This is a genomic window from Pseudomonas sp. B1(2018) (assembly GCF_003097365.1).
Taxonomy (GTDB): Bacteria; Pseudomonadota; Gammaproteobacteria; order Pseudomonadales; family Pseudomonadaceae; genus Aquipseudomonas; species Aquipseudomonas laurylsulfatiphila.
The window spans coordinates 119,507-141,832 of the sequence record NZ_PYUK01000010.1 but is presented as its reverse complement, the minus strand read 5'-3'; the positions used below and the strand labels follow the sequence as shown (position 1 = coordinate 141,832).

The 22,326-nt window shown below is 59.5% G+C and carries 17 protein-coding genes and 2 pseudogenes; 9 read left to right on the top strand and 10 right to left on the bottom strand.

Annotation, left to right across the window (positions count from 1 at the left end):
• Positions 1-522 precede the first annotated feature (522 nt).
• Together C9422_RS32945 and C9422_RS32940 are read left to right on the top strand one after the other, a co-directional pair.
• A pseudogene (locus C9422_RS32945) lies at positions 523-624 on the top strand (DUF6124 family protein); the annotation flags it as partial.
• Positions 625-693: 69 nt separating this feature from the next.
• Positions 694-816: pseudogene (locus C9422_RS32940) on the top strand (DUF6124 family protein); the annotation flags it as partial.
• Between the two features lie 103 nt (positions 817-919).
• Here the strand turns inward: C9422_RS32940 and C9422_RS17415 are convergent.
• Genes C9422_RS17415 through C9422_RS17405 form a run of 3 tightly spaced genes read right to left on the bottom strand, consistent with a single transcriptional unit; the run spans position 920 to position 4,389 of the window.
• A complete protein-coding gene (locus C9422_RS17415; protein WP_116581522.1) occupies positions 920-1,828 on the bottom strand; it encodes a LuxR C-terminal-related transcriptional regulator in 909 nt (302 codons plus the stop codon).
• The gene (locus C9422_RS17410) at positions 1,825-3,243 is read right to left on the bottom strand and encodes an aminotransferase (RefSeq protein ID WP_116581521.1); all 1,419 of its coding nucleotides are present in this window, start codon (positions 3,241-3,243) and stop codon (positions 1,825-1,827) included. The genes C9422_RS17415 and C9422_RS17410 overlap by 4 nt, the downstream gene beginning before the upstream one ends.
• Positions 3,244-3,282: 39 nt before the next feature.
• Positions 3,283-4,389, bottom strand: coding sequence for a polyamine ABC transporter substrate-binding protein (locus C9422_RS17405; protein ID WP_116581520.1), 1,107 nt, complete (start codon positions 4,387-4,389; stop codon positions 3,283-3,285).
• A 214-nt stretch (positions 4,390-4,603) separates the two neighbouring features.
• Between C9422_RS17405 and C9422_RS17400 the strand changes: the two genes are divergently transcribed.
• The 5 genes from C9422_RS17400 (at position 4,604) to C9422_RS17380 (ending at position 10,857) form a co-directional block, all read left to right on the top strand.
• Positions 4,604-5,386, top strand: coding sequence for an enoyl-CoA hydratase-related protein (locus C9422_RS17400; protein WP_116581519.1), 783 nt, complete (start codon positions 4,604-4,606; stop codon positions 5,384-5,386).
• Positions 5,383-6,564, top strand: coding sequence for an acetyl-CoA C-acyltransferase family protein (locus C9422_RS17395; protein WP_095968036.1), 1,182 nt, complete (start codon positions 5,383-5,385; stop codon positions 6,562-6,564). Before C9422_RS17400 ends, C9422_RS17395 begins: the two co-directional genes overlap by 4 nt.
• Before the next feature lie 236 nt (positions 6,565-6,800).
• On the top strand, positions 6,801-7,970 hold the full coding sequence (locus C9422_RS17390; RefSeq protein ID WP_116581518.1) for an aromatic ring-hydroxylating dioxygenase subunit alpha: 1,170 nt from the start codon (positions 6,801-6,803) through the stop codon (positions 7,968-7,970).
• A 151-nt stretch (positions 7,971-8,121) separates the two neighbouring features.
• On the top strand, positions 8,122-9,783 hold the full coding sequence (locus C9422_RS17385; RefSeq protein ID WP_116581517.1) for a choline dehydrogenase: 1,662 nt from the start codon (positions 8,122-8,124) through the stop codon (positions 9,781-9,783).
• A gap of 9 nt (positions 9,784-9,792) precedes the next feature.
• Positions 9,793-10,857 (top strand): GlxA family transcriptional regulator, encoded by a 1,065-nt coding sequence (locus C9422_RS17380; RefSeq protein ID WP_116581516.1) that lies wholly within the window; start codon positions 9,793-9,795, stop codon positions 10,855-10,857.
• A 1-nt stretch (position 10,858) separates the two neighbouring features.
• Here the strand turns inward: C9422_RS17380 and C9422_RS17375 are convergent, their stop codons facing one another.
• Positions 10,859-11,587 (bottom strand): class II aldolase and adducin N-terminal domain-containing protein, encoded by a 729-nt coding sequence (locus C9422_RS17375; RefSeq protein ID WP_116581515.1) that lies wholly within the window; start codon positions 11,585-11,587, stop codon positions 10,859-10,861.
• 374 nt (positions 11,588-11,961) lie between these two features.
• On the opposite strand from C9422_RS17375, the gene C9422_RS17365 reads away from it, so the two are divergent.
• Complete coding sequence (locus tag C9422_RS17365) at positions 11,962-13,083, top strand: HlyD family secretion protein (RefSeq protein ID WP_116581513.1); 1,122 nt, start codon at positions 11,962-11,964, stop codon at positions 13,081-13,083.
• Positions 13,080-14,672, top strand: coding sequence for a DHA2 family efflux MFS transporter permease subunit (locus C9422_RS17360; RefSeq protein WP_116581512.1), 1,593 nt, complete (start codon positions 13,080-13,082; stop codon positions 14,670-14,672). Before C9422_RS17365 ends, C9422_RS17360 begins: the two co-directional genes overlap by 4 nt.
• Before the next feature lie 22 nt (positions 14,673-14,694).
• Here C9422_RS17360 and C9422_RS17355 read toward each other — a convergent pair whose 3' ends face one another.
• The 6 genes from C9422_RS17355 to C9422_RS17330 form a co-directional block, all read right to left on the bottom strand.
• The gene (locus C9422_RS17355; protein WP_116581511.1) at positions 14,695-15,135 is read right to left on the bottom strand and encodes a carboxymuconolactone decarboxylase family protein; all 441 of its coding nucleotides are present in this window, start codon (positions 15,133-15,135) and stop codon (positions 14,695-14,697) included.
• 338 nt (positions 15,136-15,473) lie between these two features.
• Positions 15,474-18,092, bottom strand: a complete 2,619-nt coding sequence (locus C9422_RS17350) for a putative mucin/carbohydrate-binding domain-containing protein (RefSeq protein WP_165824787.1) — start codon at positions 18,090-18,092, stop codon at positions 15,474-15,476.
• Positions 18,093-18,266: 174 nt separating this feature from the next.
• A complete protein-coding gene (locus tag C9422_RS17345; protein ID WP_116581509.1) occupies positions 18,267-19,715 on the bottom strand; it encodes a mechanosensitive ion channel domain-containing protein in 1,449 nt (482 codons plus the stop codon).
• Positions 19,716-19,925: 210 nt separating this feature from the next.
• Positions 19,926-20,552, bottom strand: a complete 627-nt coding sequence (ycaC, locus tag C9422_RS17340; RefSeq protein WP_116581508.1) for an isochorismate family cysteine hydrolase YcaC — start codon at positions 20,550-20,552, stop codon at positions 19,926-19,928.
• 36 nt (positions 20,553-20,588) lie between these two features.
• Positions 20,589-21,272, bottom strand: a complete 684-nt coding sequence (locus C9422_RS17335; protein ID WP_116581507.1) for an isochorismatase family protein — start codon at positions 21,270-21,272, stop codon at positions 20,589-20,591.
• Positions 21,273-21,365: 93 nt separating this feature from the next.
• Positions 21,366-22,232 carry a pirin family protein gene (locus tag C9422_RS17330; protein ID WP_116581506.1) on the bottom strand — a complete coding sequence of 289 codons (867 nt, stop codon included), beginning with the start codon at positions 22,230-22,232 and terminating at the stop codon, positions 21,366-21,368.
• Positions 22,233-22,326 lie beyond the last annotated feature (94 nt).

The following is a 22,326-nucleotide window of genomic DNA, read 5'->3' as shown; positions in this document are numbered from 1 at the left end:
GTACATCCGGGTGTACGCCCCCCCTGTAGGAGCTGCCGCAGGCTGCGATCTTTTGACTTTTGATGCGTGTCTCCCTGACGTACCACCGGCTTCTTCACTTCACCTCTCGATGGTTGATGAGATCAATTTGGGCATGACTGCGGCTGCGGCAAATGCCAGGTGGCGAGGGGTTTACGGGCCTTTATTCGCGGCGCTTTTATGGGCAAGTTACTGCTTGTTTAAAAGGCCGCGAGGTTACTTCACGAAAGCTACAACGCCTTGCGTCGTTGCCTACACATACCCCAGAATCCGCCGGCTTGTGCGCCTTGGGGCCGCTCGGTAACTTGATTCGCGTCACTGATTGTCAGTGATCGGGTTTAGTCGCCCGGGCAAGGTTAAAGCGGTCGCATGAGTATCATCAGTCAGGCATCAGCCTGCGCTCGATGGTGGCTGTGCGCTTGGCGTCTTCGGACGCGCCGGTTTTTGCTTTCCTTGCCGGTCGACTAACTTGCGCACAGCCGCCACCCCTACGTTTAGTCGACTGAGGGATCGAATCGCAATACGCTGCTGGGTATTGCGCAAGTCATCATGCTGGGGGAGTTGGCGGTCAATCAGGCTCTGGACCGGGTCGGTCCGTCTGAGTAGAAGATCAAAAGATCGCAGCCTTCGGCAGCTCCTACAGGGATTGGGTACATCCGGGTGTACGCAACCCCTGTAGATCTGGCGGATCGGACGAAGGGGGCGAGTCGCAATACGCTGCTGGTTATTGCGCAAGTCATCATGCTGGGGGAGTTGGCGGTCAATCGGGCTCTGGACCGGGGCGATCCGTTTGAGTAGAAGATCAAAAGATCGCAGCCTGCGGCAGCTCCTACAGGGATTGGGGGCATCCGGGTGTACGCAACCCCTGTAGTAGCTGCCGCAGGCTGCGATCTTTTGCTTGTCAGTGCTTGCGCAACCACTCGATAAACAGCGCAAACAACTCCGACTGCGAACCCACCTCCAGCTTCAGGTACAGGTTCTTGCGGTGCATGCGTACGGTTTCCGGCGAGATGTTCATCTGGCTGGCCGTGGACTTCACCGAATGCCCGCGCAGCACCATGTGCGCCACTTCCCGCTCGCGTTCGGTGAGCAGTTCACAACCGAAGTTCTCGAACGCCGCCTGCACGCGATGCTTGAGATCGTCGCGCAGGCCTTGCTCGTCATCACGCTCGATCCCGGCACTGCGCAGCAGTCCACGCTGGCTGAATTCGCTGATGAATTCACGCACCAGCGGTTCGACGGCTCGCAGCAGGTTCAACTGTGCGTCGCTCAGGCATTCACCGCCGAAACCCTGATAGAGGCTGACGGAAATTTTCGTGTCATTGCCGGTATCGACGATGTAGTAGCTGTCTTCCGAACAGCCCGCCTTCAGGTAATAGGATTTGTAATAGTCACTGTCGAAGAAGTTGTCCGGGGCGATTTCCTCCAGGTGATAGAAGCCTTGCGCCAACCCCTGTTCCACCGCCAGGCAGAACGGGTCGAGCAAATAGCCCCCGGAAAAATAGCGCTCAAGAATCGAGACCTGATACTCCTGGGCAATCCCGCGCTGATGCAGCAGCTGTGGTGCGCGGTCCTTGCGCTCCAGGCTGATCATCATCGACTCGACGGACACCAGCTGCGCCAATGCTGACGCCAGGTACTGCAGGGCGTCCGGCTCATCGACATGGGCGAATGCCTCGCGCATTCCCCCATGCCATTTGTGCAACGCCCCGAAGGGCATCGCGATCAGCGTATCGTCGTCTGGTTTGCTCATGCCCCGCAGTCTAGCGGGTGCACAGGCCCTTGGTAATAGCCTGTTCAGCGAGTTCATTGGCCGAAGTACTGGCCGCTCTGCTCAAGCTCGGCCGCCACTTCGAGAATGCATGTACGCAAGGTCTCGACGATCTCATCGACCTGGCCAAACGTCAGGATCAGCGGTGGCGACATCACGTTGAGGTGCATGATCGGCCGCACCAGCAAACCCCGGGCCTGCGCCCGCACGTGGATCTTCTCGCCGATGTTGATCTCGTCGGGGAACAGCGCCTTGGTGTGTTTATCGGCGACGAACTCCACGCAGGCCATGAGTTTCTGGCAGCGCACATCCCCCACCAGCGGCAAGTCGCGCAGGGTGGCCAGGCGCTCTTCCAGATAAGCGCCCACCGTGTCGACATGGGCCAGCAGGTTTTCCCGCTCGATGATTTCGATGTTCTTCAGCGCCGCCGTGCAGCACACCGGGTGGCCGCTGTAGGTGAAGCCGTGGGTGAAGCAGCGGCCCTTGCCCGGCTCGGCGATGACTTTCCAGATGCGCTCGGAAAAGATGCACGCGCCCAGCGGCAGGTAGGCCGAGGTCAGGCCCTTGGCGGTGGTGATGATGTCGGGCTGCACGTCGAACACATCCCGGGAAGCGAAGAACTTGCCGAGGCGCCCGAACGAGGTCACCACTTCGTCGGCGACGAACAGGATGTCGTAGCGCTGGCAGACGTCCCACATGCGCTTGAGATACCCCCGGGGCGGAATGATCACCCCGCCCGAGCCCATGATCGGTTCGGCAAAGAAAGCGGCGACCTTGTCCGCGCCAATCGACAGGATCTTGTCTTCGAACTCCTTGACCAGGAACTCGAGGAACTGCGCCTCGTCCATGCCGTCCGGCGCGCGGTACGGGTTGGGGTTGGAGACGTGGTGGATCAGCGGGTTGGCGTAATCGAATTCCGGCACCCGGTCGGCGGCCTTGTTGCCGATCGACATGGTCAGGGTGGTGGAGCCGTGATAGGCGTTGAACCGGGCGATGACGTGTTTCTTTTCCGGCTTGCCACGGCAGTTCTGGTAGTACTGGATCAGCCGGTAAGCCGTGTCCACCGCGGTGGAGCCGCCGGTGGTCAGGAACACATGGTCGAGGTCGCCGGGGGCCAGGCTGGCGAGTTTTTCGCACAGCTGGATGGCGACGTTGTTCGACATGTCGGAAAACGGGTTCGAATAGGCCAGCTGGCGCACCTGATCGGCGATGGCCTCGGCCATTTCCTCGCGGCCCAGGCCGATGTTGGTGCACCACATGCCGCCCACCGCATCGAGAAAGCGGTTGCCCTGGGTGTCGTAGATGTAGGCGCCATCGCCGGCAACGATGTTCAACGAGCCTTGCTCGGCGTGTTCGTCGAACATGTGGTAGCCGTGCATGTGATGGGCCTTGTCGGCCTTGACCAGCCGGGACTCGTCCGCTGGGGAAAAAACGCTGCGTGTTGGCGTCGCCATAAATGAACCTCTAACCGAAATGACTCACGATCGAACAAATCAGATGCCGCTTTTCACGGTGCTCCAGACCCGGGTAATCGCCCGCATGTCCTTGGCGTCCTGGGTCTTCTGCGGGAACAGGCGCTTGCGGGTCTGTGCATCGGGGTAGATCGCCGGGTTGTCGCGCACTTCGGCGTTCAACAGGGGCGTGGCCGCTGCGTTACTGTTGGCGTAATTGATGTAGTCACTCACATCCGCCATCACCTGCGGCTGCATCAGGTATTCCAGGAATTTGTGCGCATTGGCGACGTGCGTCGCATCGGCCGGGATGTACAGGTTGTCGAACCAGATCAGCGAGCCTTCCTTGGGGATGAAGTACGCCAGGTTGATCTGCTTCTTGGCTTCTGCCGCGCGGGCCATGGCCGTGGCGTAATCGCCGGACCAGGTCATGGCCATGCACACATCGCCGTTGGGCAGGCTGGTCAGGTAATTGACCGAGTCGAATTTGCGGATGTAGGGCCGCACCGACAACAGCAAGTCCTGGGCGGCCTTCAAATCCTCCGGCGCGGCGCTTCTCGGGTCGCGTCCCAGATACGTCAAGGCCATGGGGATGACTTCGGTCGGCGCATCGAGCAGGGTCACGCCACAGTCGGCGAAGCGCGAGACGATCTTCGGATCGAAGATCATCGCCAGCGAACCGATCGGCGCGTCCGGCATGCGTTCCTTGATCTTGTCGACGTTGTAGGTCACGCCGTTGCTGCCCCAGGTGTAGGGCGCCGAGTACTGGGTGCCGGGGTCGTAGCCTTGCAGATCCTCGAGGACTTGCGGGTCGAGGTTGGTCCAGCCCGGCAGCTGTTTTTTGTCCAGCGGCTGGAACACCTTGGCCTTGATCAGGGGTGGCGCGAGTGACGCGTTCAACACGATCAGGTCATAACCGGAATGGCCGGTGAGCAACTTGGCCTGCACCGTTTCATAAGAGTCGAAGGTGTCGTAGACCACCTTGATACCGGTGGCCTTTTCGAAATCGGCGATGGTTTTTTCACCGATGTAATCCGCCCAGTTGTACAGCCGCAGCGTATTGCTCTCGTCCCCTTGTGCGGCGTAGGCATGAAAGGTCAGCGGTACAACAAACAGACTGGAAATCACCTTAAGCAGTGTCTTGCCCATAGCAAATGCACCTTATAGCGAGTTCGGCTCTGGATGAGCGGATGCCTCCACTATTGGTCGATTGGCCGGGCGGAACCATACCCCGAATGGGTGTGTGTCGTTTTTGGCACACAGGCATGGCAAAAAGCGGCAGCGCAGTTGACCCGTTTTGCCATAGATCGGGATTTGTCCGGCGCTTAAAGTGGCAGCCTGAACCGACCCTGCGGAGCCTGCGATGACAGAATTGATCAAACACGAGCAACGCGACGGCGTGTTGACGCTGACCATCGACCGCCCGGACAAGCTCAACGCGCTGAACAACGCCATGTATACGCAACTGGCCGACCTGTTGCTGGCCGCCGACGAAGACCCGCAGACCGGCGTGATCATCCTCACCGGCGGCCCGGCCTGCTTCACCAGTGGCAATGACCTGGTGGATTTCCTCCAGCATCCGCCGACGCATCTGGACGCCCCGGCGTTTCGCCTGATGAAAGTCGTCACGCACCTGCAAAAGCCACTGATCGCCGCAGTCTGCGGGGCGGCCATCGGCATCGGCACCACCTTGCTGCTGCATTGCGATCAGGTGCTGGTCACCCGCAACGCCAAGCTGCGCATGCCGTTCGTCAACATCGGCCTGTGCCCGGAATTCGGTGCCAGCCTGTTGCTGCCCCGTCGACTCGGCCACGCCCGCGCCGCGAGCCTGCTCCTGCTGGGCAACGGCCTGGACGGCAACGACGCGGTGAACTGGGGCATTGCCAACGAAGCCTTCGATGACGGCGAGCAATGCCTGGCAGCGGCCAGAAAAATCGCCCAGCGCTTTTTGGCCCTGCCCCAGGAGGCCTTGCGCCAGTCCCGGCAGTTGATGAAACAGGCGACGTTGCCGGAACTGGAAGCCACCCTGCGCGAAGAAAACACGCTGTTCATCCAGCGCCTGAATACCGACGAGGCGAAAACCGCCTTGAACGCCCTGCTCAATCGCAGTACAGACAAGAATCCACCGAAAGGAAACCAGCCATGAACACTCCGGAAATCTACGTCGTCAGCGCCGCCCGTACCGCCATCGGTACGTTCGGCGGTTCGCTCAAGGACGTGCCCCTGGCCGACCTCGCGACCACGGCCGTGAAAGCCGCCCTGGAACGAGCCGCCGTGGACCCGGCGCTCGTTGGCCATCTGGTGATGGGCAACGTGATCCCGACCGAAACTCGCGACGCCTACATCTCCCGCGTCGCCGCGATGAACGCCGGCATCCCGAAGGAAACCCCGGCCTACAACGTCAACCGCCTGTGCGGTTCGGGCCTGCAAGCGATCATCAACGCCGCCCAGACCCTGATGCTCGGCGATGCCGACATCGTCGTCGGCGCCGGTGCCGAATCCATGAGCCGTGGCCCGTACCTGATGCCGTCCGCCCGTTGGGGTTCGCGCATGGGCAACGCCCAGGTCATCGACTACATGCTCGGCATCCTGCATGACCCCTTCCATGGCATCCACATGGGCATCACCGCCGAAAACGTCGCCGCGCGCAACGGCATCACCCGTGAAATGCAGGACGCCCTGGCCCTGGAAGACCAGAATCGCGCGGCCCACGCGATTGCCAACGGCTACTTCAGCGAGCAGATCGCGACCGTGGAAATCCAGGATCGCAAAGGCGTCAAACTGTTCAGCGTCGACGAACACCCGCGCGCCACGTCCCTGGAACAACTGGCAGCCATGAAGCCGGCGTTCAAGAAGGACGGTTCGGTCACCGCCGGCAACGCCTCGGGCCTGAACGACGGCGCCGCCGCGCTGGTCATGGCCAGCGGCAACGCGGTCCAGGCCAACAACCTGAAGCCACTGGCCCGCCTGGTCAGCTACGCCCACGCCGGCGTCGAACCGGAATTCATGGGCCTGGGCCCGATCCCGGCCACCCGCCTGGCACTCAAGCGCGCCGGCCTGACCGTCGCCGACCTCGACGTGATCGAAGCCAACATCGCCTTCGCCGCCCAGGCCTGCGCCGTCAGCCAGGAACTGGACCTCGACCCGGCCAAGGTTAACCCGAACGGTTCGGGCATCGCCCTGGGTCACCCGGTGGGCGCGACCGGCGCGATCATCGCCACCAAGGCCATCCACGAACTGCACCGCACCGGCGGCCGTTACGCGCTGGTGACCATGTGCATCGGTGGCGGCCAGGGGATTGCGGCGATTTTCGAACGCGTCTAAGCAGCCCCCGCCCTTCTCACGCCCTCCTGTAGGAGCTGCCGCAGGCTGCGATCTTTTGACTTTGATTGTTCAAGATCAAAAGATCGCAGCCTGCGGCAGCTCCTACAGGGGGTGTTCTTGATGTTTTCTCCGCGCAACTGGTCGCAATCGATCAATACCGGCCCCGCCCCGCACCCTAGATTACCCCTCAGAACACGAAGCCGTACCGCGCGGCCAGTCACTGAGGAGATCGCCCCATGCACAGTTTCCAGAACCGTAAGCAGCAGAGCCCGATCGACGGCTGGGACCATCAGGACCCGGAAGAAGCCTTCACCCTGCCCTCGCGTTACTTCTATGACGAAACCCTGTTCAAGGCCGAGCGCGACAACATTTTCATGCACGCCTGGCACGTGGCCGGGCACGTCAGTGAGTTCGCCGAGCCGGGACAGTACGTGGTCACGGATCTGTTCGACCAGAGCGTAGTGGTGGCGAAAAACCGTCAGGGCCAGATCCACGCCTTCCATAACGTTTGCCAGCATCGCGGCAATCGCCTGCTCGAAGAACGGCGCGGCACCACCGGTGGCGTGGTGCGTTGCGCCTATCACTCGTGGTGCTACGAAATGGACGGCAGCCTGCGCAGCGCACCCCGCTGCGAGAAGATGAAGAACTTCGAGTTGCAGCAGTTCAACATCCCGCAGATCCGCACCGAAGAATTGGGCGGCTTCATTTACTTCAACCTCGACCCGGCTGCGCCGTCCCTGCGAGATTTGTTCCCCGGGGCGGACGAGGAAATGCGCCGGGTGTTTCCGGACCTGGCCGACATGCGCCTGATCGAAGAGCAAGACGTGATCGTACCGGCCAACTGGAAAGTGATCATGGATAACTCCATCGAGGGTTATCACTTCAAACTGTCGGGGCCTTGCCACATCGACCTGGCCCGGCTGATTGACTTCAAGGGCTACCAATTGAGCAAACGCGACAACTGGTGGACCTACATCGCCCCGGCCAACCTCTCAGTGACCGAAGCCTACGGCGTGCCGCTACGCAAGGACCTCAACCCGGACGAGTGCTTCTTCAACATCGGCATGTGGCCGAACAATACCTTCTACACCTTCCCGTTCTCGGAGTTCCTGGGCTCATTCATCATGATTCCGCTGGACGCCGAGCGCTCGCTGCTGCGCTTCGGTTACTACTCCAGCAATGCCGAGACTGCGGCGGTGAGTACGTCGTGCATGAAGTGGATGAACGAGGATCTGGGGCCGGAGGACATCGCCCTGAACATCTCAGTGCAGAAAGGCCTGCATTCGCTCGGTTACGACCAGGGCCGCTACATGATCGATGCCCAGCGCAGCAATGAAAGCGAGCATCTGGTGCATCACTTTCATCGGTTGGTATTCAACGGGATTCATGGGTCGACCGCGAACTGACCGGACGAATGCAGTCCCTGTGGGAGCGAGCTTGCTCGCGAAAGCGGTGTGTCAGTCGACATTTTCATTGCCTGATACTCCGCATTCGCGAGCAAGCCCGCTCCCACAGGGTTATGTGTCCTGACCTTTCATTGAGGGAGCACCCTAAACCATGTCCGATCATGAATTTGATTACCTGATCGTGGGCGCAGGGTCCGCTGGCTGCGTGTTGGCCAATCGTCTGGGCGAAAACCCGACGGTGCGGATTCTGCTGCTGGAGGCCGGCCCGGCGGACCAGAGCTGGACCATCGATATGCCGTCCGCCGTAGGCCTGGTGGTGGGCGGCACGCGCTACAACTGGAGCTACAGTTCCGAGCCGGAACCGTATCTGGACGGTCGCCGGATCGGCACACCGCGAGGCCGCACGCTGGGCGGTTCGTCGTCGATCAATGGCATGGTCTACATCCGTGGCCATGCCCGGGACTACGACGGCTGGGCCGAACTGGGCTGCGACGGCTGGCGTTATCAGGATGTGCTGCCGTATTTCAAGCGTGCGCAAACCCATGCAGATGGCGCGGACGATTACCGCGGCGCGGCAGGCCATCTGCACGTCACCCCGGGCGATACAACGACGCCGTTGTGCGCGGCGTTTCTGGTGGCCGGTGCCGAAGCCGGGTATGGCCTGAGCGATGATCTGAACGGGTATCGCCAAGAAGCCTTTGGCCCTGTGGACCGCACCACCCGCGACGGACGACGCTGGAGCACTGCCCGTGGCTATCTGCGTGAAGCATTGGCCCGCGGCAATGTGCAGGTGCGCACTGATGCCCTGGCTTTGCGCGTTCTGTTCGACGGCAAACGCGCCGTTGGCATTGAGTACGAACACAACGGCGAGATCCGCCAGGCCTTTGCCCGGCGCGAAGTACTACTGACCGCCGGGGCGATCAACTCGCCGCAACTGTTGCTGCTATCTGGAGTCGGCCCGGAGGCGGAACTGCGGGATCTGGGGATCACGGTCAAGCATGATTTACCCGGTGTTGGCCGCCGCCTCAACGATCACCCGGACACCGTGGTGCAATACCGCTGCAAGCAGCCGGTGTCGCTCTACCCGTGGACCACCGCGCCGGGCAAGTGGTGGATCGGCGCACGCTGGTTCGCCACTCACGACGGCCTGGCGGCGAGCAACCACTTTGAAGCCGGGGCGTTCATCCGCTCCCGGGCCGGGATTGAACATCCCGACCTGCAACTGACCTTCATGCCCTTGGCGGTCAAACCCGGCAGCGTCGATCTGGTGACGGGCCATGCGTTCCAGATCCATATCGACCTGATGCGCCCCTCCAGCCTGGGTAGCGTCACACTCAACAGCGCCGACCCCAGGCAACCGCCGCGCATCCTGTTCAATTACCTGAAAACCGAGCAGGATCGAGCCGACATGCGTGCCGGTGCGCGGCTGGTGCGCGAGATCATCGCGCAACCGGCCATGGCCGCTTTCCGGGGCGAAGAACTGGTGCCCGGCCCGCAAGCGCAAAGTGATGCAGCACTGGACGCCTGGGCCAGGCAGGTCACGGAAACCGGCTACCATGCCAGCGGCACCTGCAAGATGGGCCCGGCGGGCGATGCCGAAGCAGTGGTCGATGCGCAATTGCGGGTGCATGGCCTCGACGGATTACGGGTGGTGGACGCCTCGATCATGCCGCTGATCGTCAGCGGCAACACCAATGCACCGACGGTGATGATTGCGGAAAAGGCCAGCGACCTGATTCGCGGCTTGCCGCCACTGCCGGCTGTCGACGCCCCGGTGTGGATTCACCCACAATGGCAAACGCAGCAACGATAGAGATCACTCATGAGTAATCAGTCGTCCATCAGCACCGATGCACGTTTCACCTGGCGGCGCGGCGAGGTCGCGCCACTGCGGGTCGCGGTGCTGATGCTGCCGTCGTTTTCCAACTTCGGTCTGGCGGCCGTGCTGGAGCCGCTGGCCATTGCCAACTGGCTGACTCAACGGCCCTTGTTCGAGTGGTCACTGCTGTCCCTGGACGGCCAGCCGGTACAAGCCAGCAATGGCCTGACCACGGTCGCCAATGACGGTTTGAAGGCCGATCAGGGGTTCGATGTGTGCGTGGTGCTCGCCAGTTTCGATGTGCACAAACACAGCCGCAACCTCGCGCTCAAAAGCTGGTTGCGCAAGCAGGCGCTGTTCGGCGCGGTGTTGATGGGCGTGGAAACCGGTACCGAACTGCTCGCCGCCGCCGGGGTGCTCGACGGCTACGAAGCCGCCGTGCACTGGGACAATCTGCAAGGGTTTCAGGAGAGCTATCCACGGGTCCATGCCCGGCCACAGCTCTACACTCTGGAACGCCAGCGCATGACCTGCGCCGGCGCCACCACGACCCTGGACATGCTGCTGGGCTGGATCGGCCAGAGCCTCGACAGCGAACTGGCGCGGGAAATCGGCATGCACCTGTTGATGGGCCAGGTACGCGCACCGGCCGACAATCAACTGGACGGCGGCCTGACCAACACCGGGCTGTACGGCGGCAAGATTCGCCGTGCCATCGGGTTGATGGAACAGGCGCTGGAAGAACCGCTCGATTGCGAAGCGATTGCCGCTCAGGTCGGCCTGTCGCGACGGCAACTGGAGCGCCAATTCAAGCATCAGACCGGCCTGTCGCCGCTCAAGTACTACATCACCCTGCGCCTGGCCAAGGCCCACAGCCTGCTGCAACAGACGCGCCTGAGCGTCGCGCAAGTGGCGGCCTGTTCCGGGTTCGGTTCACTGGAGCATTTCTCCCGCACCTATCGCGCCCGCTTCGGCTGCCCACCCAGCGAAGACCGCAGCCAGGTCTGGACCGCCCCGGTGATGCGCCAGCCGTTGCGCAAGGAACACCGATCGCTCGAGGCAGACTGACTCACAGGCGATAACCCGGTTCTTCCTCATCGAGAATGCCCATCAACGCATTGAAATGCTTGTCGGCAAAGCCCGGATAGTCGAGCCATTGCCGGCAGGTCTTGCGGGCGATTTCGTCGCTGGCGATGCGCAGTTCACGGCCGGTCGAAAGCGAGGTGATGTAGGTCTCGCAGGCACGCTCGAAGTAATACAGATCGTCAAACGCCTGGGCAATGCTCGGCGCCGCCACCAGTAGGCCATGGTTGCCCATCAGCAGAATCGGCTTATCCCCCAGCAGACGGCTGACCCGCTCCGCCTCGTCTCCCAGGCCCATGCCGTCGAAGCCTTCGTCGATCACCACCCGCTCGAAAAAACGCATGCAGTTCTGCTCGATCGGCGGCAACCGTGAATCCGCCAGACAGGCCAGGGCCGTCGCGTATTTCGAGTGGGTATGCAGGATGCAGCGGGCGTGGGGCTGGTTGCGGTGCAAGGCACTGTGCAAGGCCCAAGCGGTGATGTCCGGCGCGTCCGGGCGGTCGAGACTGGCGGGGTCGTCGGCGTTGACCAGCAGCAGGTCGCTGGCCTTGATCCGCGAGAAGTGCCTGCCGTAAGGGTTGATCAAAAACTCCCGGCCGTCCCCCGACACCGCAACGCTGAAGTGGTTGGCAATGGACTCGTGCAGATTCAGCCGCGCCGCCCAGCGGAACGCACAGGCCAGTCGGATTCGCAATTGTTCGACAGATAGATTCATCCCCGGCTCCCGGATTCTGATCGTTTGCCTGGCAGTGTAGAGCGACGCCTTGCACGTACTTGACGGGAAACGACACGGATTGCCGTTATCCGCCAGCTGCAACCGGGAAGGCAAGGACGGGTTGGTGGCGGCGCCGGGATCCTCTGTGGGAGCGGGCTTGCTCGCGAAGAGGGAGTGTCAGGCCGCGACGATGTTGGCTGACACACCGCATTCGCGAGCAAGTCTGCTCCCACAGGGGTTCTCCAGCGCACACAGAAGCTCATCTTCCCGGAAAACTACCTGACGACCGGCAGCAAAAACCACTTGCCACAAAATATTACACGCGTCATATTACAGCCATCATAATTAACCACCGCTCCAACAGGTAATCCTCCATGACCAGCATGTCCACCGTTGAACCCGACCTGGCTGCCCCGGTGACTGCCGCCAAACCTCCCCTGCTCAAACGCCTGCTGCTGCCAACAGTGGGCATCGCAGCGTTGGTATTGGCCGGTGTATATGGCACGCATTGGTGGACGGCCGGGCGTTTCATCGAAGAAACCGACGACGCCTACATAGGCGGTGACGTCACGGTGATCGGGCCAAAGGTGGCGGGTTACATCGACGAAGTGCTGGTGACTGACAACCAGAAGGTCAAGGCCGGCGATGTTCTGATCCGTCTCGATTCGCGCGACTACCGCGCCAACCTGGCCAAGGCCGAAGGCGCCGTGGCCGCCCAGGAAGCCTTGCTGGCCAACCTCGACGCCACCGAACAACTGCAACAGGCCGTCATTGGCCAGGCCCGCGCCGGCATCGACGCCGCCGGTGCCGAAGCCACCCGTTCGCGGGATGACGATGCCCGCTACAAAAAACTGGTGTCCACCAACGCTGTCTCGGTGGAAAGCGCCCAGCGGGCGAACGCCACGTTCAAGACCGCCCAGGCGCAAAGCAACCGCGCCCAGGCGGAATTGCTGGCCGCTCAGCGCCAGTTGAATGTGATCGACACCCAGAAACAACAGGCCCGTGCCGCCTTGATCCAGGCCAGGGCCGAGCGCGATCTGGCGCAACTGAATGTCGGCTACACCGAACTGAAGGCACCGGTTGACGGCGTGATCGGCAACCGTCGGGCACGGGTCGGCGCCTATGCCCAGGCCGGCTCGCAATTGCTCTCGGTGGTGCCTTCCAGCGGCCTGTGGGTCGACGCCAACTTCAAGGAAGACCAACTGGCGCACATGGTGCCGGGGCAACGGGTGGTGATCCGTGCCGACGTGCTGTCGGGGCAGGAGTTCCACGGTCACCTGGACAGCCTCGCCCCCGCCAGCGGTTCGCAATTCAGTGTGTTGCCACCGGAAAACGCCACCGGCAACTTCACCAAGATCGTGCAGCGGGTACCGGTGCGGATTCACCTCGACCCGGCCGACAGTGTGCTCGGCCACCTGCGTCCGGGGTTGTCGGTGACCGCTGAAGTGGACACGCGCAAGGTGCCTGATGCGCCCGCCGTGGCCAGCGCGCCATGAACCGCGCCCTCGCCGCCCCGGCGCAACCGTTCAATGCCGCGGACATGGCGACGGCCACCAAGGTCTTCGCCTTTGCCAGCATGTGCATCGGCATGTTCATTGCGCTGCTGGATATCCAGATTGTCTCGGCCTCGTTGCGTGACATCGGCGGCGGACTCTCCGCCGGCACCGACGAAACCGCGTGGGTGCAAACCAGTTACCTGATCGCCGAGATCATCGTGATTCCGCTGTCGGGCTGGTTGTCCAGGGTGTTTTCCACACGCTGGCTGTTTTGCGCATCGGCGGTGGGCTTCACCCTGACCAGCCTGCTGTGCGGCGTGGCCTGGAACATCCAGAGCATGATCGCCTTCCGCGCCCTGCAAGGCTTTCTGGGCGGTTCGATGATCCCGATGGTGTTCACCACGGCCTTCGTGTTCTTCACCGGCAAGCAACGGGTGATCGCCGCCGCGACCATAGGCGCAGTAGCGTCCCTGGCACCGACACTGGGGCCGGTCATCGGTGGCTGGATCACCGACATCTCGTCCTGGCACTGGCTGTTCTACATCAACCTGGTCCCCGGCATCTTTGTCGCCGTGGCCGTGCCGATGCTGGTGAAAATCGACCAGCCGGAACTGTCGCTGCTCAAAGGCGCGGATTACTTGAGCATGGTGTTTCTGGCGCTGTTCCTCGGCTGCCTGGAATACACCCTCGAGGAAGGCCCGCGCTGGAACTGGTTCAGCGATCGCACGATCCTGACCACCGCATGGATCAGCGGCCTGGCCGGGCTGGCGTTCATCGGCCGGACCCTGCAAGTGGCCAATCCGATTGTCGACCTGCGCGCCCTGAAGGATCGCAACTTTGCCCTGGGCTGCTTCTTCTCGTTCGTCACCGGCATCGGCCTGTTCGCCACCATTTACCTGACGCCGCTGTTTCTCGGCCGGGTGCGTGGCTATGGTGCGCTGGACATTGGTCTGGCGGTTTTCTCCACCGGGGTGTTCCAGATCATGGCGATTCCGCTGTACGCCTTTCTGGCCAACCGCGTCGACCTGCGCTGGATCATGATGACCGGCCTCGGGCTGTTCGCGTTATCGATGTGGGATTTCAGCCCGATCACCCATGACTGGGGGGCCAGGGAGTTGATGTTGCCGCAAGCCTTTCGCGGGATTGCCCAACAACTGGCGGTGCCGCCCGCGGTGACGCTGACCCTCGGCGGCCTGGCACCGGCGCGGCTCAAACATGCATCGGGGCTGTTCAACCTGATGCGTAACCTGGGCGGGGCCATCGGCATCGCCGCCTGTGCGACCATTCTCAACGACCGCACCAACCTGCATTTCACCCGGTTGGCGGAAAACCTCAACAGCACCAACGAGGCCCTCAACCAATGGCTGTCCCAGGTCGGCAACAACTTCGCCGCCCTCGGCCAGAGCGGTGACGCCGGGGTCACCGCCAGCCTGCATCAGCTATGGTTGCTGACCTACCGCGAAGCCCAGACACAAACCTATGGCGACGCGTTTCTGATGATCGGGGTGTGCTTCGTCATCGCCACGGCGATGGTGCCCCTGATGCGCAAGGTGCAACCACCGGCCGCGCCGAGTGCCGATGCCCATTGAGGCATCGGCGGTTGGTTGAACATCAGGCCTGAGGCGTTTTACGGAAGCCGACCGCCAGGCGGTTCCAGCTGTTGATGGTGCTGATGGCGACGGTCAGGTCGACCATTTCCTTGGGCGTGAACTGTGCGCTGACCAGTTCGTAGTCTTCGTCCGGAGCGTGGGTCAGGCTGAGCTGGGTCAGGGATTCGGTCCACAGCAGCGCAGCGCGTTCACGCTCGGTGAAAAACGGCGCCTCGCGCCAGGCCGTCACGGCGAACAGACGACGCGGGGTTTCGCCACCCTTGATCGCATCGGCGGTGTGCATGTCAATGCAGAAGGCACAGCCGTTGATCTGCGAAGCGCGCAGCTTGACCAGTTCAATCAGGTTTTTTTCCAGCGGCAGCTTCGACACTGCGGTTTCCAGGGCGATCATCGCCTTGAGGGCGTCGGGGCTGGCAGTGTAGAAATCGATACGGGGTTGCATGACGTGCTCCAGGGCAAGTGGGTGTGTCGCTACGTTAGTCCCTCGGCTGGTCTGCACAAATAGCCAATATTCCAGAAGTCGAGGAGGCCACTGACGGTGGCTTCCTGAAGGGAGGGCTATTTCAGAATTGCCATCACTTGGTCTGCGCTCACCTGCCGGAAGCCGAAGTGCCGAGCATGCCCAAGCCAGGCAACGAGCCTTGCGCTACGAAGGCATCAGTCGCCGGACACTCACGCGCGAGGGCTAAATGCAAGGGTCCGCCGCAAGATAACGTAGGGTGAACGAGTCTCTGATTAACGCAGTAACGTCAACTCTTCGATCATCGTTTCAAAACCGATCTAGCCATCAACTTTGCATTCCTTCGAGGCATTTTCAGAGTCGGGATTGTCCAAAGTTGTCGACCAGTAGCTGGACAGCTCCAATCGCCGTAGAGCGCTGCAGGTAGCATGTTGAACGAGCCCCGTCGCATACCGGAAACCATCTTCATCCTCCAGATAATTACGGCTAGGCTCTTTGTGCATGACACTTACGGTGTCACCTGTTGTAAATGAAAGCACCACCGACTCTTCCTCGGCGAGGGCATCTCCTCGCAGCTCACGCAAATATCGAATTTCGCCATTGCTTGATTTGAGGACAACGGCAACATACGGGAAGGCAAAATAACCATGCGGCATCACTGGAAAGATTTTTAACTCAACCAGGTTTTCTGAAAGTTTAAAACTTACAAGCCCTATCAAACCATCATCAAACCCCTTTAGATACCATACGACATTACCACCCGCATTACCATTCGTGCCAGGAGTAGAAAACTCAATTTTTTTATAACGTGAAAACAACTCACTTCGCTCAGGTTCGGCAAACAAATTAATGGCACGTACAAAATCACCTTTCATCGGAAAGTCATCATGCAGAACCAGATGCGGTAATCGCTCGTAAACTTCAGCGGCTCGTTCCATGGCAGCCTTCAAGTTTTCATCAGCATCGGTTCCCAGATCTTGATTGACAAGACCACGCTCCGTAACGGTCAAAATATTTACTTTATTAGTTTCATCGATAACAGGTGACCCGCTCACGACATTTGACACTCTCAAGCGATCAGGCTCCACATGAATGACTTCGATCGTATAACCTGGGGAAATTGAAAGCTCCAGATGAAATAAAGTAGTCTTCCCCAAAATTTCGCGCTCAAAAACCAGCCTGCCCTCAGAGTTTTTTATAGTCACCTTTGCATACAATTCTTCTTTAAAATACTCGTGAGGATTTTCCGACGCTACATCAAATACCAACGCGCCTTGCGAAATGTTCACCCTAATCGTACCAAAGTCGCCGGAGAGCCCTCCCAAATAGATTGCTTGATCTGCAAAAACACTTGCCCGCTTATCAATATAAACACAATCAAACTCGCTTACACCTTGTCGAACCACCACATAGAATCTGTCAGCTTCAAAACCACCAACACGAGCAGAAGGCAACTGCAAGGAATATATTCCCACAGGCAAATCTGCCACCAAATTGTTTTGACCCCTGACGCTTATCACCCTGGACTTTCCGCTTCCACTCTTTAAAACCAAGGACTTGCCAACAACTTGGTTGTAGACATCAGATTTAAATTTAAAAATCACTCCGCCTTTCAAGCCAGTGACGGCCAATTGGGCAGTGCTCACAAGATGCAAGAAACTTCTCACACCGACCATTTTCCGAAACGCTTCTGGATCAGAGGGCGCCAGGGGCACATAAAGCGGACAAACGGGTGTCGCGCCACTGTAGGAATTTTCTATGATCTGACGCCTGGTCAGTTTAACCTTTACATATTCCATGAACCCGGACACATCAGCGTTCCCGACATCAATAGAGACGCTGCTCAACATATCCATCGCCGGGTAATTCACGGCGTCAACCGTTGAAACATTGCTTATGCGACGGTAACGCTGATAAAACTCCGCCAAACCTTTCTCGCCCGTCTTCCAAATAATCAGCATGTAGAAAAACAGTACAAAGTGACCGGCAGGACCTGCACTACTCATACCTAGATCAAATACTTTCCTGGCGTCCGCGTAGAATCTCTCTTCCCCAGAAGTGTAAAGCCACCCCTTACTGTAAACATCAGCCCCCAACCACTTATCCTGATAGAGTTGAGACAGGACACTATTCCAAATTTCGCCCATCTGGATAACTTCATCACTAAAAAAATTCCCTTGATAACCATGACTCACTTCGTGTAGACAGCCCCAATTTGTCGCCTCGACATCCAACCAGAAACCAGCAACTGAACCACCCACTTCTGCGGTCCACCCCCCGCCATAATAAGCGGCTCCTCCTCCCGACTTGTCAGCCTTCATAAAATAACGATTGGGAATATTCCTGTCAGTGGGCACCGTCGTATCAAATGACAGGCCCGTCAAGTAATTAAAGTACTCGAACAATTGATCATAGTAATCAGATAGTTTTTGCAACCCGCCTAGACTCGATAAAAAAACCTTGTCTTTTATAGGCACTAAAATTTGTGCATATTTCGTGCACAACAGAGCAAATGCAGCACCCGTCGCATTCCAGCTTGTAAAAAAAGCCTCCCCCTGCGTACCAGAATAATATTTCGACAACCTGGTTACATTCCCCACAAACGTCACTTCAATTTCAATCAACTCGCCAGCTTTTTCTGTGTATAGAGTATCGACAAAGGGCACCGAAGCCACGGTAGCAAACAGTGAACGCCATTCTGTTTTTACTTCAGATTGTTTTTCCGTCTTTCCGTCATCATTCAGCAAACGTAATTGCACGCCGACGCTTGATGCCGGTGTTTTCAGGCGAAAGTAAATCTCGGTACCATAGGGAAGTACAACTCCCAAGTCATGTCGATCATGAAACGTCCCCTTGTCCAGACCTGCCTTGATCATCCAGTCCGGACGCTCCAGGCTCTGGAATTTAAAGGTCTGCATTTGAATCTCTTCGCCAGCCATTTCCATGCCCTCAAAAAGAATGAGTTAAGAGAGAGAAACGCTACTCTCAGCAGAAAATAACTACTGCTGTCATAAATGACAGCTTTATAGAACACTATCGAATGAAATATATAGCCCCTGGCTATAGCGAAAAAAGAACACTTACAGCCTTATAAACTTAACCCTTGGGTGAAATTAAACCTCGGTGTGTCTGCGCAGCCACCGCAGAAAGCCCTTTTTCTCCACCGCCACCGGCAGCTCCTGAGTCAGGGTTTTCGCTTTTTGCAGCCGGTAATCGAGCAAGGCTTTCATTGCATTGTTGATGTCGTGACGGGCATCAAGGCACGGCTTGAGGTAGGACTTTTCGATGCGGTACAGGCCACAGAATGTCTTGGCGGTAAACTGCGCAGGCAGCGCGCTGTCGGTGAGAATACCCGCCTCGCCGATCACCTCCCCCGGCCCCATGCGCCCGGATTCGTAGGGCGTTCCGTGGCGCATCAAGGTCACCGAGATTACGCCGGACTCGATAATGAACAAGTGATCGCTGACCTCCTCCGCTTCCAGGATCACCTCCCCGGCGCGAAAGGTTTGCAGGGTCATGTTCTGGCTGAACGTGTCTTTCTCTTCCTGACGCAGGGTGGAGAAAATCGGCGAGCTGTCCAGCAACGCCCGCTTGCGTGTCGAGTTGATCGGCGGGCTGGGCTCCACGCTCGACAACAAATTGACCCCGGAGGCCTGCAAGTGCCGGTAAGCCAGATCGTACAGCTGATTGCGCACCGAGCGTTTCTCATCCATCGACGCGACAAACCCGCTGATTTCGTAGATCGCTCCGGTGTTGCTGGACGTTTTCAGGCCAACGCTGGGTGACGGTTTATCCAGCAGCGCACGGCAACCTTGCATGGCCCGTTCCAACGCGTCGATCACCGTGTTCGGCCTAGCATGAGGGCTCACTTCCAGGGATACGGAGATACCGAACATGTCGTTCGGCCGGCTGAAATTGATGATCTTGGCCTTGGCCGCCAACGAATTGGGAATCACCGCCATGCAGCCCTGAGAGGTCTGCAGGCGGGTGGCGCGCCAGTCGATGTCGGTCACCTTGCCCTCCATGCCGTCGATGGAGATGTAGTCATCGAGTTGATAGGGCTTGGTGGTGTTGAGGACGATCCCGGAGAACACGTCGCTGAGGGTACTTTGCAACGCCAGGCCGACGATGATCGCCAACGCGCCGGAGGTGGCCAGCACGCCCTTGACCGGCAGTTCCAGCACATAGGCCAGGGCCGCAATCACCGCGATCAGGAAAATCACCGCGCCGAGCAAATCCTGGAGCAAGCGCCCGGTATGCCCGACCCGTTGCATCATCACCGCGCCAATCAACACGGTCAGAGTCCGCGCGCCGAACAACCACCAGCCGATCTGCAAGCCGGTGGCGGCCAGGTGCAGTGGCACGTTATCGGCCCAGGGCGGCGGCTCCATCGGGTTCAGGCCTTCGTTGAACAACAGGAGGCTGAACAACGAAAAAATCACCACCCGCACCAGCAGCCGCCAGGCACTGCCCGCGGCGCTGAGCAAATACCACAGCCCGAGATCGATCAGGATCAGCGCCATGGCGCAGATCAATGGGTGTTCAGTGAGCAATGACAGCATCAAGCAACTCCATCCAGGGCCAATGACGCGAAGATAGCGTGGATTGGCACTAGTGTAGGAGCAATTGATTTGGCGGGATTCTGCAAACGCCACAAAAACAAATGTGGGAGCGGGCTTGCTCGCGAAAGCGGTGTGTCAGGCAACGTTTATGTTGTTTGACACACCGCTTTCGCGAGCAAGCCCGCTCCCACAGGGATAGTCGTAGCTGGACTATTTGCTGTTGGTCAGCGTGCTGTAGCTGGTCATCAGGTTGCGGTAGTCCGGAATATGGTTGGAGAACAGTGTGCCCAACCCTTCGATATCGTTGCGCCAGTCGCGGTGCAGTTCACAGGCCAGGCCGAACCTGGTCATCAATTGCGCGCCCTGGGCGGTCATGCGGCTCCATGCCGATTCGCGGGTCAGTTCGTTGAAGGTGCCGGACGCGTCGGTGACCACGAACACATCAAAGCCTTCGGCCAACTCCGACAGTGCCGGGAACGCCACGCAGACTTCGGTCACTACGCCGGCGATGATCAGTTGCTTCTTGCCGGTGGCCTTGATCGCCTTGACGAAATCTTCGTTGTCCCAAGCGTTGATCTGGCCCGGGCGAGCGATGTACGGCGCGTCGGGGAACTGCGCCTTGAGCTCGGGCACCAGCGGGCCGTTGGGACCGGTTTCGAAACTGGTGGTAAGGATGGTCGGCAGCTTGAAGTACTTGGCCAGGTCGGCCAGGGCCAGCACATTGTTCTTGAAGCGATCAGGATCGATGTCGCGGACCAGTGACAGCAGGCCGGTCTGATGATCCACCAGCAGAACGGCGGCGTTGTCCTTGTCCAGACGCTTGTAGGAAGTAGTCATTGCAGTAATCCTCGCAGGTTATCGATGCCGATTCGGTTAGCGCTGGGAATCCAGCGCCTCGTGTTCGTTCGCCACTTGCTGGGCCTTGAGGTAGCTCTCGATCAGCAATTGATAATGCGGCATGGCCTGGGCGTAGACAGCGGCCCACTGTTCGGCATCGGGGCGGTTCCACGAGCCTTGCAGCTCAGAGAGCGTCGCCATGATGTCGATCGGCACCACCCCGGCCTGGGCCAGGCGGGCAACGGTGAGGTCAGTGGCCAGTTTCGAGTGGTTGCCGGAGGCGTCGACCACCGCAAACACCTTGTAGCCTTCATGCACGGCGGCGATGGACGGGAACGCAAGGCACACGCTGGTCAGGGTGCCGGCGATCACCAGGGTTTTCTTGCCGGTGGCTTTGACCGCCGCGTGAAACTCCGGGTTGTCCCAGGCATTGATTTCGCCTTTGCGCGCCACGTACTGCGCATGGGGGGCGGCCTCGTGGATTTCCGGGATCAACGGCCCGTTCGGTCCTTGCGGAACCGAGGCAGTGGTAATCACCGGCATCTTCAGCAAGGTGGCAGCCTTGGCCAGGGCAATGGCGTTGGCGCGCAGTTGCGGCACGTCCATGTCCTTGACGATCTGGAACAGTCCGCTCTGGTGATCGATCAACAGCATCGCGCTGTCATCGGGATCTATGGTCGGTTTCTGGCCGTTGAAGTTGGCCGCGTAGACAGTACTCATGTGCGTTTCCTCTTTCTTTTGGGCAACAGCCATCCCTGGCCTGAAAACCGGCCTACTCATCCTGTGTAGAGTCGGGTGTTAAAGCGATGCGAATTAAGCGTGCATCCGGCCGAAGCGTCCGGACTGGAAGTCGGCGAAGGCCTGGTGGATTTCTTGCTCGGTGTTCATCACGAACGGCCCGTGACCGACGATCGGCTCGTCGATCGGCTCGCCGCTGAGCAACAACACCACCGCGTCTTCGCTGGCTTCGAGAGTCATCTGATCGCCCTTGCGATCGAACAGGGCCAGTTGCCCCTGGCGCACCGGTTCCAGGCCATTGACCTGAACCGTGCCACGCAAGACCACCAGTGCGGTGTTGCGCCCTTCATGCAGGTCAAGGGTGAGCAACTTGCCGGCATTCAAACGAATGTCCCACAGGTCGACCGGGGTAAAGGTGCGTGCCGCGCCCTTGTGGCCGTCGAACTCACCGGCGATCAGGCGCAGGCTGCCGGCGTTGTTTTTCAAGGCGATGCTCGGGATGTCAGCATCGAGAATCGTCTGGTAGCCAGGATCGGCCATTTTGTCCCTGGCCGGCAGGTTGACCCACAGTTGCACCATCTCCAGGGTGCCGCCGCTTTTGGCGAAACCGTCGGAGTGAAACTCTTCATGCAGGATCCCCGAGGCCGCGGTCATCCATTGCACATCGCCAGGGCCGATCTTGCCGCCGCTGCCGGTGGAATCCCGGTGCTCCAGTTCGCCCTTGTAAACGATAGTCACGGTTTCAAAACCACGATGAGGATGCTGACCAACACCACGTCGTTCGGTGGTCGGGGTGAATTCAGCGGGGCCGGCGTGATCGAGCAACAGGAACGGACTGATGTGTTTGCCCAGGTTGTCGTAGGAAAACAGCGTGCGAACCGGAAAACCGTCGCCGACCCAATGGGTCCGTGGACTGGTGTAGATACCGATGATGTTTTTCATGGTGTCTCCTGATGAGGGGTGTGAAGCCATGGACAAAGCTTAAAACCGTGACCTTTGCTGCGCTAGACTGCAAAAATCAGCTTTAGCGTTCTAT